Annotated in this window: 8 protein-coding genes and 1 tRNA gene; 7 read left to right on the top strand and 2 right to left on the bottom strand. The window is 65.1% G+C overall.

What is annotated here, in order from left to right:
* Window positions 1-393: 393 nt before the first annotated feature.
* A tRNA-Asp gene (locus ACOYYX_RS27390) sits at window positions 394-467 on the bottom strand.
* 297 nt (window positions 468-764) lie between these two features.
* Here ACOYYX_RS27390 and ACOYYX_RS27385 point away from each other — a divergent pair.
* From ACOYYX_RS27385 to ACOYYX_RS27355, 7 genes are all read left to right on the top strand, one after another.
* A complete protein-coding gene (locus ACOYYX_RS27385) occupies window positions 765-1,802 on the top strand; it encodes a UTP--glucose-1-phosphate uridylyltransferase (protein WP_422925617.1) in 1,038 nt (345 codons plus the stop codon).
* 24 nt (window positions 1,803-1,826) lie between these two features.
* Window positions 1,827-5,195, top strand: coding sequence for a UTP--glucose-1-phosphate uridylyltransferase (locus ACOYYX_RS27380; RefSeq protein WP_422925615.1), 3,369 nt, complete (start codon window positions 1,827-1,829; stop codon window positions 5,193-5,195).
* A gap of 135 nt (window positions 5,196-5,330) precedes the next feature.
* A complete protein-coding gene (locus tag ACOYYX_RS27375; protein WP_422925613.1) occupies window positions 5,331-6,284 on the top strand; it encodes an SDR family oxidoreductase in 954 nt (317 codons plus the stop codon).
* Between the two features lie 192 nt (window positions 6,285-6,476).
* Window positions 6,477-7,055 carry a hypothetical protein gene (locus tag ACOYYX_RS27370; RefSeq protein WP_422925611.1) on the top strand — a complete coding sequence of 193 codons (579 nt, stop codon included), beginning with the start codon at window positions 6,477-6,479 and terminating at the stop codon, window positions 7,053-7,055.
* 455 nt (window positions 7,056-7,510) lie between these two features.
* A complete protein-coding gene (locus ACOYYX_RS27365) occupies window positions 7,511-9,160 on the top strand; it encodes an SPFH domain-containing protein (RefSeq protein ID WP_422925609.1) in 1,650 nt (549 codons plus the stop codon).
* Complete coding sequence (locus ACOYYX_RS27360) at window positions 9,157-10,914, top strand: SPFH domain-containing protein (protein WP_422925607.1); 1,758 nt, start codon at window positions 9,157-9,159, stop codon at window positions 10,912-10,914. The genes ACOYYX_RS27365 and ACOYYX_RS27360 overlap by 4 nt, the downstream gene beginning before the upstream one ends.
* A 267-nt stretch (window positions 10,915-11,181) precedes the next feature.
* The gene (locus ACOYYX_RS27355; RefSeq protein ID WP_422925605.1) at window positions 11,182-12,090 is read left to right on the top strand and encodes a hypothetical protein; all 909 of its coding nucleotides are present in this window, start codon (window positions 11,182-11,184) and stop codon (window positions 12,088-12,090) included.
* 49 nt (window positions 12,091-12,139) lie between these two features.
* On the opposite strand, the gene ACOYYX_RS27350 is transcribed toward ACOYYX_RS27355, so the two are convergent.
* On the bottom strand, window positions 12,140-14,071 hold the full coding sequence (locus ACOYYX_RS27350; RefSeq protein WP_422925603.1) for a sigma-70 family RNA polymerase sigma factor: 1,932 nt from the start codon (window positions 14,069-14,071) through the stop codon (window positions 12,140-12,142).
* Between the last annotated feature and the right edge of the window lie 63 nt (window positions 14,072-14,134).

The following is a 14,134-nucleotide window of genomic DNA, read 5'->3' as shown; positions in this document are numbered from 1 at the left end:
GCCGGAACCCGGGCCGAGATTGTGGGGACCAGAAATCGCTCGACTCACCTCGATGATGTAATACCGCCAAATCGGCACGCGAGCGACGCCCACGCCCGATGGAAGGAGGACATACCCCTTAAGGCCAACCAAGAGCCCGATGATCGTGAGGAAGAAGCCCGCGACGAACCATGGCCGAAGGCGACGCGGGGTGGGTACGGCCTCTGAGTTGGTGAGAGGCGGAGTGTAGTTGGGCGTCGACTCTTCCATTAGTCTGAACGCCTTGCTCTTGCTGGTCAAACGAAGATGGCGGTGATGAGGGCGAATCCAATAGATTCGATCTCAAACCGCCATTGTCTTAACCAAGCTATCAGAGAATGCTGCAAAGCCCAGATGATTTGACTTCTCAGCTAGCGAGGATGACGGGGCTCGAACCCGCAACCTCCGGCGTGACAGGCCGGTGCTCTAACCAATTGAGCTACATCCCCTCGCGTCGTCAGCGTATGCGTCAGGCGAGAGTCCTATTAATAGCGGGTTCGGGGTCGAGTGTCAAGCAGCCAGCAGACAAGATCCCCAATTTCTCGCCCGGCGGGTCTCCGAGTGTCCTCATGAAATAGAAGGCGGGGAGCAGCGGGGAGGCACAGGCAAACACCTGGGGCGTAAGTCGTCTTTCGTGCGAAGTTTCTTCCGCGAGAAAGGTGGATAGGCGATCCGGGTCGGGGATTGTTTGTGCCCTTCCTTGCCGGTAGTCTGAATCGCCGTCGCCGAGGCAGAGATTCGGCGGGGTGGGGAATCGTCTCGGGGACTGGTTCGGGACGATTTCAGAGGGCTTGCCCGGGAGTTGCTGGGACGTGCAGATCACCAAGGCGGTCATCACGGCGGCGGGGCGGGGCAACAAGAATCATGTGGCCTCCGATACCGTGCAGAAGGCGATGTATCCGCTCGTCGATCGCGACGGCCTGACGAAGCCCGTGCTCCAGATCATCGCCGAAGAGGCGATCGAGAGCGGGATCGAAGAGATCTGCGTCGTCTGCGCGCCCGACGATGAGGCCGTCTACCGCGGTCAATTTCAGCGCTATGCCGAGAGCCTCCGGGCCTCGTCGAAGGGGTTCGAGTGGGCCGAGGAACAGGCCCGCAGGCTCCTGAACCTCGAGGAACGCCTGAGCTTCGCCGTCCAGCCCGAGCCGATCGGGTACGGCCACGCGGTCTGGTGCTCTCGGAGCTTCGTCGGTAGCGATCCGTTCCTGCTGCTCCTGGGCGATCACCTCTATATCTCGAAGGAGACGAGGCGCTGTGCGCGTCAGCTCCTCGAGCTCGCCGCGGCCGAGGATTGCGCCGTGTCGGCGGTCCAGGCGACGCGAGAACACCTGATCCACCAGTATGGCACGGTGACCGGGAAGCGGCTCCAGGACCGGCCCGACGTCTACAAGATTGACGAGGTCATCGAGAAGCCGAACCCCACGCTCGCCGAGCTCCGGCTCCAGGTCCCCGGCCTGCGGGCGGGGCACTACCTCTGCTTCTTCGGGATGCACGTGCTGACGTCGACGGTGTTCGATTTGCTCGACGACATGCTCGCCCGCGACACGAGGGAGTTGGGACAGATCCAGCTCACGACGGCCCTGAACGCGCTCGCGCGTCGCGAGGAATATCTCGCCCTGGAGACCCGCGGGGCGCGCTACAACCTTGGTGTGAAGTTCGGATTCGTCGAGGCCCAGATCGCCCTGGCACTGGCGGGCGTCGACCGGGAGCAGATGCTCTCCGGCCTGCTCGAGTCGATCGTGCGGATCGAGCAGAACCACGCCGCGACGGGGCCGGCCAACTGATTTGATTCGGATGCAAGGCGGCCCATGAGTCCTCGCGGAACGCTCCTGATCGATACCATCACGAGTCCCGACCCCGCCGTCCGCAACCGCTCGGTCCACGAGCTGGTCGACGGGGCCCCGACGGCCGAGATCCTCCAGGCCTGCGACGACCTCGAGGCGTTCCGGCAAGGGGCCGAGAACCTCTACGAGCGCGTCCGCGCCTCGATGTTCCTGCACGCGATCTACCGCTACTCCGTGCAGGACTCGGCCGAGATCCCCGGCACCGGGCTCGTCCCGTTCGACGGCTTCCGCGACCTCATGGAGCGTCGCTTCGAGCAGGCCATCGCGGCCTTCCGGGCCAAGATGCGCAAGGAAGGGCCGAACGGCACGATCGCCAGCGCCCTGGCCCAGGCCTACGAGCAGATCACCTATCAGACGCTCGCCGACCAGGTGCGGAGGTCGGTCCGCAGTTGCCAGGGGAACCGCTGGATGTTCCGCGTCGGCCAGGCCGACGAGCATCCGATCCGGCTCCACCCCCGTCTACTCGAGCGCGAGTCGGATCAGGACCTCTTCCCGATCCTGATCGAGAAGACCCCCGTCCGCCTCGACCTCTCCCACAGCGCCTGGTCCGACATCTTCTTCCTCGGCATGGACTTCCCCGAGGGGGCCAGGGTCCTCAACATTTCGGTAGACCTCGGGGTCCACGGCCGCGACGACCATCCCCGGCCCCCAATCGAGACGAGGGTGCGGGTCATCCCCGAGCCGATCCTGCGGCTCACGAGCATCGACCTCAACGCCTGCAAGGACGTCGCGACGCTCGAAGAGTTGTTCAACTTCGGGAATGATTATCTCGGCCTCGTGAAGGCGGGGGTCATCGCCTCGGGCCTGATCCCGCCGTCATTCGAAGGTACGGCGACCCGGCTCGACGACCTCCTCGCCAGGATCGTGCGGCCAGGCTATGGTCTCGAGGTCGTCAGCAAGGTCAACGACATCCCCAAGGGCTCCCGGCTCGCGGTCTCCACCAACCTGCTCGCCTCGCTGATCAGCCTTCTGATGCGGGCCACGAATCAGACGGCCAGCCTGACGGGGGAGCTCATCCCCGAGGAGGCCCGCGTCGTCGTCGCCCGCGCGATCCTGGGCGAATGGATCGGCGGCTCGGGGGGCGGGTGGCAGGATTCGGGGGGCGTCTTCCCCGGCATCAAGCTGATCCAGGGGGTCGCGGCCGGCGAGGCCGACCCGGAGTCGGGCATCAGCCGAGGTCGGTTGCTCCCGGCCCACACACTCCTGAATGGGGATGAAGGGGCGGGTTCGACGGACTTCCAGGTGGCCCTCGCCAAGAGCATGGTCCTGGTCCACGGCGGGATGGCCCAGAACGTCGGACCGATCCTGAACATGGTGACCGGCAAGTACCTCCTCCGCAGCAGCGATGAGTGGAAGGCCAGGCACGAGGCCCTGAGGATCTTCGAAGGGATCGTGCAGGCGGTGAAGTCGGCCGACGTCCGCGCCATCGGCGACCTCACTACGAAGAACTGGGAAGGTCCGCTCAAGAAGATCATCCCCTGGGTCAGCAGCCAGTTCACCGAGTCGATCATCCGCGAGGCCAAGGCCGCGCTCGGCGAGGACTTCTGGGGCTTCCTGATGCTCGGCGGGATGTCGGGGGGCGGCATGGCCTTCTTCGTCGCCCCGCACCGCCAGGCCGGGTTCCGCAAGACCATCGGCGAGATCATGTCGAGGGTGAAGGGGAGCCTCGACGACGCCCTGCCGTTCGCGATGGAGCCGGTGGTCTACGACTTCCAGGTGAACCCGCACGGCACTTTCGCCGAGTTGCAGTCGGGCAGCGACGCGATGATGCCCCCTCGCTATTACACCCTGCAAGTCCCGCAGATGATCGCCCAGGGGGGAGCCTCGCTCGACCCGCTCCGGATGGCGGACGTCGACCACTTCGCGAACCAGTCGCGCGATACGGGCGAACTGCTCCGCGTCTTCCGGACGATGATCAACAACCTCTTCCCCGTCACGCGCTCGGCCTCGGATCCGGCCGCCGCGTCCTGGGATGAGGCGGCCGAGAAGATCAGGCGCGAGAACGGGTTCGACCCCGTGCAGCACGCCCAGCTCCGCGAGGATCTGCAGCACGGCCGGATCGGCCTCGCCCGCAATCGTCTCCCGGTCGATACCGACATCAGGGATGTCAATGCTTCCGACCTTATCGCCGCGAGCCCGATGGAGGCCCCAATCCCAGCCTCCGCGATCGCGCTCGGCGAGGAGGCTATCCGTCGCGGCGAGGTCGCGGTCGTGAGCCTCGGCGCGGGCGTCGGCAGTCGGTGGACGTCGGGCGCGGGGGTGGTCAAGGCGGTCAACCCGTTCGTGATGATCGCAGGGAGGCACAGGAGCTTCCTCGAGATCCACCTCGCGAAGACCCGCAAGGCCCAGCGGCTCTATTCGACCACGATCCCCCACGTCGTCAGCACGAGCTACCTGACCCACTCGGCCATCGATCGGCACCTGAAACAGACGGGGAACTTCGGGCATGATGGCCCGGTCTTCCTCTCGCGAGGCCAGTCGATCGGTCAGCGACTCATCCCGATGGCCCGCGACCTCACCTTCCTCTGGGAGGAAGGGGCTCACGAGACGCTCGACGAGAACAAGCAGAAGGTCCGCGAGGCCGGGCGCCGGGCGATCCTGAACTGGGCGAAATCAAAGGGGGAAGGGGCCGACTACACGGATAACGTGCCGATCCAGCGGTTCACGCCGCCGGGGCACTTCTATGAGGTCCCCAATCTCCTGCGCAACGGTGTCCTGGTCGAACTCATCGACAAGTTCCCGAACCTCCGCTGGCTCCTCGTCCACAACATCGACACGCTGGGCGTCTCGGTCGACCCGGGGGTCCTGGGGCTGGTGATGGAGTCGGGCTCAACCCTCAGCTTCGAGGTGATGTCGAGGCGGATCGAGGACCGCGGCGGTGGGCTTGCCAAGGTCAACGGACGCATCCGACTGCTCGAAGGGCTCGCGTCGCCCCGCGAGGACACCGAGTTCAAGCTGCGGTATTACAACTCGCTCTCGACCTGGGTCGACATCGACGGCCTGCTCAAGGCCTTCGCCCTGACCCGCGACGACCTCAGGAACAACCAGGCCAAGGTGGCGGCGGCCGTGCGGGCCATGGCGGCGCGAGTGCCGACTTACGTGACGATCAAGGACGTCAAGCGACGCTGGGGTCACGGGCAGGAGGATGTCTTCCCCGTCGCCCAGTTCGAGAAGCTCTGGGGCGACCTCACCTCGCTGCCCGACCTTCCTTGCTCGTTCCTCGTCGTCGATCGCCCCCGGGGCCAACAGCTCAAGGACACCGCGCAGCTCGACGGCTGGGCGAACGACGGGAGCCTCGCGTACGTCAAGGGGCTCTGCGACTTCGCGGAGTGACGCAGGCTCGTATAATGCTGACGTCCCCGGGCTCGACCTCATTCCCCCAAAGGGAAGTCGAGCCTCGTGACTCGGGACTGATCTCCGCCCGGCCTTCCCCGGAGGGCCCGCCTCCGGAACTGAGGATACCTGATCGTGGATGCTTCGGGCCTGGTTCTGGTGACGGGTGGCGCGGGGTTCATCGGCTCGCACCTCGTGGATGAGTTGCTCAAGGAGGGGTTCCGGGTCCGCGTGGCCGACAACCTCTCGACGGGCAGGGCCCACAACCTCGACCACGTCCGCGACCGCATCGAGTTCCTCGAAGGGGATCTCGCCGGCTTCGAGTTCTGCCGACGCGCCGTGGAAGGCGCGGACTACATCTTCCACCAGGCGGCGATCCCGAGCGTGCCCCGGTCGGTCCGCGAACCCTTGCTCTCGCACGAGAGCGGCCCGACGGCGACGCTCAACGTCCTCGAGGCCTCGCGGCAGGCCGGGGTGAAGCGGGTCATCTTCGCCGCGTCGAGCAGCGCCTACGGCGAGACGACGGAACTCCCCAAGCACGAGGGGATGCTGCCCCAGCCGCTGAGCCCCTATGCGGCGGGGAAGCTTGCGGGCGAGTCGTATATCTCGGTCTACGCCCAGACGATGGGGCTCGACGGCGTCAGCCTTCGCTACTTTAACGTCTTCGGCCCGAGGCAGGATCCGTCGAGCCCGTATAGCGGCGTCATCTCGCTCTTCTCCAAGTGGATGAGCGAGGGGCGTCGGCCGACCATCTTCGGCGACGGGTCGCAGACCCGCGACTTCACGTTCGTCAGCAACGTCGTAGCCGCCAACTTCGCCGCGCTTCGATCCGAGCGACCCTTGCGAGGGGCCGTCTACAACGTCGGGACCGGCAGCAGGATCAGCCTGCTCGATCTCGTGGCCGCGATCAACGGTGTCCTGGGGACGGACCTCGAACCCGACTTCCAGCCGAGCCGGGAAGGGGACGTGCGCGACTCCCAGGCGAGCCTCGCCCGGATTCAGGAAGCCCTGGGCTATCGACCGGTGGTCGGCTTCGAGGAAGGTCTGCGACGGACGTTGCAGGCCACGATACCCAACCTTCCGGCCTGACCGTCGCATCCATCCGCCCTGAGCTCGAACATGCCGGGCTCGACTCAGGACGGGGTGCATCCGAGGCCGATCCTCCGGGATGTGGGAGCGCGCATCCCTGGCGGGAGAGTCTCGGCCCAATGTCGGGCCGGGTCGAGCCTTGCTGGCGTGATCCCAGGCCGCCAGAATGAGGCACGACGAATGGTGTTGCGAGTGCGTCGAAGCTCGGCGATCGGTTGGGGCGTGCTCGTTCTCCTGGTCGCGCTCGGCGACGTCCACGCGGAGGCCTTTCAGGTGGGTTCCACGCCGCTCGACCCCGAGGTGAAGCAGGCCTCCGACGAGGGGGCCGTCGTCATCTCCACGATGGATCAGCTCATCCGGCTCAGCCAGCCGCAGCTCGATTCGCTGTACATGCAGGCGGGCCCCGGCACCGTGCCCCCCGGGCGCGTCAAGGGTCGGGTCATCTACAACCCGGGCAGCCGGATCACGGTCCCCGCGTCGAAGGTCGCCCGATTCATGTGGCAGGGGAAGACCTTCAACCCCGAGGATTCGACGGCGATCAACCGCTTCTTCGGGATCAAGATCATCCGGGGGAAGACCTACCAGGGCGAGAGCTGGCTCGACGGCCGCCCTTCGCTCATCCTCGACTATGCCGAGACTTCTCGCCTCTACCGCCCCTATCGCGATGAGATCCGCGAAGTGGCTCCGGGGCTGTACCTGGGCTTGATGTACGAGCGGACCACTCCTCAAGCCACCTTCAAGATGTACTTCGCCCTCGAGGCAGTGCAATAAGCGAAAGTCCGGGCTTGTTGTAGAAAACAATCGTGAATCTCAAGAAGTCCGCCTCCGAACTCGGGGGCGGGCTTCTTTCGTTTTGAGGACCAGACTGTTTGCAGTTCCCAATGCTCAAAATCCCGCGTCCTGCAAGATCGTTCATTCACGCTTGCAGGCAGGGAGCATCTCCTGGCTTTCCTCCATCGAGTCCTTACTCGAGCTCAAAAACTCGACGCAACCGCGATTTTTCCCGGAAATTGCGAAAAGCACATACGACGCTTCTCCAATTGCAATACGCATAGGATCACCCGATCCCAATTGGATTTGCGGCGAAATGGAATGGCCGGTACTCCAATCTTTGCGATCACGAAATGACAAGATTTCGGGGTCGACGGCGAACACCCTCCCGTGTTGGCGAGGTAGACTCGATTCCGAGTCAATCCCCCCACGAGTGTCGCCCGAGGAGGCGAAACATGAATGCAGATGACGCATGGGACGAACGGCCGCCGGCTCCTTTCCGGGACTGGAAGCCCACGAAGGCGCTCATCGCCATCGGATTGCTGGCGCTCGGGTTCATGTCGATTGTCGTCTACGAGACGTGCAAGATCGAGGTGGGGACCGGCCAGCAGGCGATCCTCGTCCGCAAGGTTGGGCTCGACCTCGCGCCGGACATGGAGCTCGCCCCGCCAAGGACGAAGGATGGACGCTATTACAAGGGGGTACAGACCGAGGGGCGTTACCGGGGCGTATTGACCGAAGGCCGCTACTTCTACAACCCGTTCTACTGGTCGTGGGAGTTCAGCCCGCAATTCCTCGTCCCCAATGACAAGATCGGCATCCGGATCGCGCTGGACGGCGAGGAACTCGAGCTGGGCCAGGTGCTCGCCAAGGAGGGGCAGAAGGGGATCCTCCGCGAGGTCCTCAAGCCGGGCCGATATCCTTACAACCCCTATGCCGAGACGATTCAGCTCTATGACCCCGTCACGGTCCCGGTCGGCTTCAGAGGGGTCGTCACGCTGCTCGCCGGCCCCGAGCCCAAGAACTCGAACGTGTTCATGGTCGAGGAGGGGGAGCGAGGAGTCCAGCCGAACACGATCGAGCCGGGGACTTATTACTTCAACCCGTTCGAGCGACGCGTGAGCCTGGTCGACTGCCGGTCGAAGCGGTTCAACCTCGGGCAGGGGGACGAGATGGACTTCCTCTCGTCGGACGGCTTCCCCATCGTCCTCGACGGCGCGGTCGAGTTCCGGGTGCTCCCCGACAAGGTGGCCGAGGTCTTCGTGAAGTACAACGACGACGCCAACGGCGACAAGATCGACGAGGAGATCATCTCCAAGATCATCAACCCCGAGAGCCGTTCGCTCTGCAGGATTGGGGGCTCGAAGCTCTCGGGTGGGCAGTTCATCAGCGGCAACGACCGCGAGCAATTCCAGCGCGACCTGGTGAAGAGCCTCACCGACAACTGCAAGAAGCAGGGGATCGAGATCCTGGCCGTCGCGATCACGTCGATCCAGCCGCCCGAAGACATCGCCACGCCGGTCCGGGCCCGAGAGGTCGCCAAGCAGCAGCTCGCCCAGTTCAAGCAGGAGAAGCTCCAGCAGCTCTCCGAGGCCCAGCTCCGCGTGCAAGAGATCCTCGCCGACCAGAAGAAGCGGCTCGTCGAGGCCGAGCAGGGGGTCGTCGAGAAGACGACCAAGGCCGAGCAGGACAAGGAAGTCGCGAAGACGCTCGCCGAGCAGAAGTTCAAGGTCGCCCAGACCCGCCTCGAGGCCGCGAAGGACAAGGCCTCGGCGATCACGTCCAAGGCGAAGGCCGACGCCGACGTCATCCGCTTCAATAACGCGGCCGAGGTCGCCGGCCTCGCCGCAAGGGTCTCCGCCTTCGACGGCGATGGCTCCTCCATGGCCCGCAACATCCTTATCGGGAAGCTGGCCCCGGCCTTCCACACGATCCTCTCGAACTCCGAAGGGCCGCTGATGGAGCTCTTCGGCCAGTTCACCAGGGAGCATGCCGCCCCGCGTCAGGATCAACCCAAGAGTCCCGCGACCGCGGCCAACACCACCGCCCCGAATCCGGCCGAAACCCCGAATCCGACCGTCACCACGCAGGAGTCGAACCGATGACCAACCAGAATCGTCGGCGGTCGCTACGAGGAGTCCGGTCGTTCTTGATGCTGGGTGCGGCCTTACTCGTGGCCTACCTGGGGGTCTGGCAGTGGATGGTCTGCCGGATCGAGGTCCCGACCGGTCATAGCCTGCTGCTCAGATACCGAGGCCCCTGGCCGTTCGGCACGGTCGCCAAGGCCCCCGAGGGGACTCTGGTGAAGACCGACGCCTCGGGGCGGCCGCAGCAGATCGGGATCCTCGAGAACATGCCGGGGCCCGGGCGGCACTTCTACTCGCCGCTCGAGTACGAGACCCAGCTCGTCAAGGACACGATCATCGAGCCCGGCAAAATCGGGATCGTCGTCTCGAAGGTCGGCAAGCCCTTGCCGGCGGGCACGTTCCTCGTGGACGACGAGGGATACCAGGGCATCCGGCGCAAGGTGCTGACGCCCGGCCGCTATCGGCTCAATAGCTATGGATACGAGGTCAAGACCGTCGACGTCGATGCCTGCGTCGAGCCCAACACCCGCGTCGCACGCGGCCCCGGCGAGACCCAGCTCATCCCTCCCGGCTACATCGGGGTCGTCACGAACAAGACGGAGAACTCCCGGATCGGCCAGGTCCAGGGGATCCAGGACAAGGTGCTCCAGCCGGGCATCTACTTCCTGAACCCGATGGAGAAACGCGTCGACATCATCAGCATCGGCTACAATGAGACGACGCTCAAGGTCGAGGAAGCCCGCCGGTCCTCCCTGCTGTCCAAGAACCAGGACGGGGCCGAGACGACGCCGGTGCCGGCCCTGACGAACGACCCCAAGTACATGGTAGGTAAGGGGATCGAATTCCCTTCGAACGATGGCTTCCTGATCCACCTCGACTTCACGACCATCTGGGGCATCCTCCCTGAGCAGGCCCCGGAGGTCGTCCGGAAGTTCGGGACCTTGAAGGACGTCGAGGAGAAGGTGATCCTGCCGCAGGTCGGCTCGATCTGCCGGCTCCACGGCTCGAAGCGGGGCGCGGTGGACCTGCTCGTCGGCGACTCGCGGGAGGAGTTCCAGACCGAGACCGCCGAGGAGCTCGGGCGTGTGCTCACATCCAAGAATCTCTCTTTGCTCTTCGGCCTGACCCGGCACATCTACGTGCCCAAGCAGGTCCGTGAGCCGATCCAGAAGGCCAAGATCGCGAACGAGCTGACCAAGACCCGCGAGCAGGAACAGCTCACAGCCAAGGCCCAGGCCGAGCTGACCGAGGCCAAGGCCAAGGTCACGCTCGAGGAGCGCCGGACGAAGGCGGAGACCGAGAAGAAGGTCGCCGAGCTCGAGGCCGAAGGCGAGAAGGCCGCGAAGGAGATTGAGGCGACCACGGAGAAGCTCAAGGCCGAGGTCGACGCCAAGACGGCCACCGTCGAGGCCGAGTCGACCAAGGTTCTGGGCGAGGCCGACGCCGAGAAGATCCGGCTCTCTCGCTCGGCCGAGGCGGATCGCTATCGCCAGTACGTCCAGGCCCTCGGCGGGCCCGAGGCGTACAACAAGTTCGTCTTCGCCGAAGGCCTGTCCAACGACCTCCGGCTCGGCATCTTCTACGCGGGCCCCGGCACGCTCTGGACCGACCTCAAGGGCTTCGAGCAGACCATGCTCGGCAAGCTCGGGTCCGAATCCCAGGCCCCCAAGCCGATCCCCGCGTTCGCCAACCCCGCCGATCGTGCTGCGAGCCGGCCGTTGCCTTCGATCGTCACCCCGCCTCGCACTCCGGAGGCGGGATCGAACAGGTGATCCCGGCTTGAGAACCTTGGTTCGAAGGCATCGTCGTCACATTGAAGGCCCGGATCGCAACCCGATCCGGGCCTCTTCGCTTTCGAAGCGGCAGTCGTTTGACCTCGGAGGCGTGACGGCGGAAAATCCCGTGGATGAGGCATCGGGGACTCGTGTTCGGCTGGATGACCAAAGCCATCTCACATGATTGAATCATTACCCATTCGAACGACTTTCGTCCTGGTATTGGTCGCCATCCGGAGCGCCAGCGGCGAGACGCCACCCGTGGTGAGAAAGGTACCGGAGATCGAGAAGGCCGTGAAGTATCTCGCCGAGGAGGTCCCTCGATGGTCGCGGGAGAATCATTGCTTCTCCTGCCATAACAACGGCGACGCCGCTCGCGCCCTGTTCGAGGCCCGCCGCCGAGGCTTCGCCGTCCCGGATCCTGCCCTCGCCGATACGCTCATGTTCCTGTCCCATCCCGATCGTTGGGACAAGAATGGCGTCGATGCGGCCTTCAGCGACAAGCGATTGGCTCGCCTGCAATTCTCGGTCGCGCTATCGTCCGGCATCGACACGGCCGTCATCGCCGATCGTTCCCTATTGGAGGTGGCCACTCGGCAACTCATCAAGGATCAGGCAGCCGATGGCTCCTGGCCGATCGACGACGAGGCCCTGATCGGATCGCCGGCGACGTATGGCAAGCCGCTCGCCACGGCCCTGGCCATTCGCGTGCTGACCGCCAGCGACCGCCAGCGTTTCGCCGAGCCGATCCGGCGAGCCTCGCAATGGCTCCGAACCCGACCGATTCGGAACGTCCTCGACGCCTGCGCCGCCCTGACGCTGGATGACATTGCGCCCGGCTCACGCCTCGATCCGAAACTCCGCGATGCGAGTCTCGAATTGCTCCGTCGAGCCCAATGCGATAACGGCGGTTGGGGTCCGTTTACAAACTCATCGCCCGAGGTCTTCGATACGGCGCTCGTCCTGATCACTCTCGCGAAACGCCAGGACCAGGCCTCGTGGAAACCGCTGCTCGAGCGAGGACGGGCCTACCTGATCTCGCAGCAAGCTGAGGACGGAAGCTGGCCCGAAACCACGCGTCCCTCGGGGAGCGAGAGCTACGCCCAGCGGCTCTCGACCACCGGCTGGGCGACCCTGGCTCTGATCCTGACCGAATGCGCCGACCCTGGCTGAAAACTCGCCACGTCAACATCGGCATTCATTTTGACTCGTCGACCTTTAGCTAATCCCCAACGGCCTTTCGCTGGTCCTCTCCCGCATTTTCGGCGGCCCAGTTCCAGAGGTAGGCATCGGGGCTGGTGCCGATCGCCAGGAGGGAGCCGTCGGGCGAGAAGGCGACGGTGTTGGCCCAGCGGATCATGGTTCGAGTGCGCTCCAGATCGCCGCTCTTCAGGTCGTAGACTCGAGCCGTCTTGTCGTAACCGCCGGTCGCGAGATGCTTGCCGTCGGGCGAGAAGGCGACGGAGAGGACGGACTCGAGTTGCCTTCCGAAGACCCTCGGGGATCCCTTGGCGGCGAAGTCGATGAGGGCCACCGTACCGACGGGTTGGTAGATCTCGAGCGGATCATTCGACTCCAGCTTCAAGGTCCCGACCGCCACCGTCCGCCCGTCGGGAGACCAGGCCACGGATGTCGGCCGGCTGATGGAAACCGACTCGATCACGTTCCAGGTCGATGTATTCAGGAACGAGACCTGGCCATCGGTGTTCGTGGCGACGGCCATGGTCTTTCCATCGGGCGAGAAGGCGATGGCCCAGATGTCATCGAGCCCCTTGATCGACCTGAGCAGGTTCCCCGTGCCCGGATCGTGGAGCCGCAAGATGCCGATCTTGCCGCCATATCCCAGGCTCAAGACGCCGCTCCGGCCACCCACGGCCAGCGTCTTTCCATCGGGGGAAAAGGCGACGCTGAAGAACTCGGTCGGGGGATCGATGCTCGGGGCCGTCCAGATCAGGCGACCTGCCGTAGCGTCCCAGAGGCGAAAGGGTTCATGGCCGCCTTGCTCGGCCGGCAGTCGACCATTGCCGACGGCGACCAGGCTCTTGCCGTCGGGCGAGAAGGCGATGGCTCGCCACCCGACCCAGGCTCCGTCGAATGTCTCGAGGGCCTTGGCCGCCTCGAGCGACCAGAGCTTGACCCTGGCACCGGAGCCATTGCCGGCCGTCGCCACCCTCGAGCCGTCCGGTGCGAAGGCCACACCCATGATCTGCTCGTCATGCTCGAGCCTCCGCATGATCGGGACCTCCGGGCCCCGCCTGACACTCGCCACCTGTGCCGCCGCGCGGCGGTGCTTATCGTTCGTCCGATCGACGAAGACGACTCCCCCCGCCGCGACGATTCCAAGCAGGACAAGAGAGGCCAGGAGGCGCCCGAGCGGGCCGAAGCTCATTCCCACGAGAACCCTGCTGGCCAGCGCGATGACTTGAGGTGTGACCGCGAGGGAGGCGAGTTCTCGTCCCGACGCGAGTTGGCTCGCCGCCAGGGAGCAGGAAATGAACCAGGGATCGAGCACGACGGTGGGGCGAACTGGCCCCGTCCAGAGCACCGCCAGCGAGGTAGGTGAGATCCCCTGACCGGGACGCGAGAGCCGCTCTGCCAGCAATGACCGACCCCTCGAGAGGCGGCCGGAGACGGTGCCGACCGGCCAGCCGAGATGCTCCGCAGCCTCGGCGTGCGACTTGCCCTCCAACTCGCACAGGACGATCGGGAGCCGATACCTTTCCGGGAGTCGGCCAAGCTCCAGGTCGAGCCTTTCCGTGGCCTCGCCGTAAGCTGCGTCGGGGTCGATCGCCTTCCGCGATTCCGAATGCGTCCGCTCCCGGAGCCTCCGCTTCCGCGAGGCCTCACTGGCATTCAGGGCGGTCCGTCGCGAGACGCCATAAAGCCAGCGGCCGACCCTCTCGCGGGGGACGATCGTCGACGCCCTTTTCGCGAGAACGAGAAAGGTCGCCTGGAAGGCGTCCTCGGCCTCATGATGGTCGCGGAGAATCCGCCGGCAGACGCCCCAGACCATGGGACCGTGCCGCCGCATGATCGCCTCGAAGTCGGCGGCCTCACGCCCGGCGATGAAACGCTCCAGCAAGGCTCCGTCAGAAAGGCCGACGGTCGTGCCGACCCCGAAGAGGGTTCGAAAGTCCTGGGCGGCGGCATTCATCCCGCGTTCCTCCTCGGCTCGTTTCGGACGGGCTTGGTCTCCTCTCGTCTATTACAGGATCGG

The organism is Singulisphaera chitinilytica (assembly GCF_049331405.1).
Classification (GTDB): domain Bacteria; phylum Planctomycetota; class Planctomycetia; order Isosphaerales; family Isosphaeraceae; genus PoT.
The sequence above is the reverse complement of the archived record's forward strand: the minus strand, read 5'-3'. Positions and strand labels throughout refer to the sequence as shown.

What these genes read in the sequence shown, in the direction of transcription:
- ACOYYX_RS27380 (WP_422925615.1), top strand. Translation starts at nt 1,827, where the DNA reads ATGAGTCCTCGCGGAACGCTCCTGATCGATACCATCACGAGTCCCGAC.
- ACOYYX_RS27365 (WP_422925609.1), top strand. Translation starts at nt 7,511, where the DNA reads ATGAATGCAGATGACGCATGGGACGAACGGCCGCCGGCTCCTTTCCGG.
- ACOYYX_RS27360 (WP_422925607.1), top strand. Translation starts at nt 9,157, where the DNA reads ATGACCAACCAGAATCGTCGGCGGTCGCTACGAGGAGTCCGGTCGTTC.
- ACOYYX_RS27350 (WP_422925603.1), bottom strand. Translation starts at nt 14,071, where the DNA reads ATGAATGCCGCCGCCCAGGACTTTCGAACCCTCTTCGGGGTCGGCACG.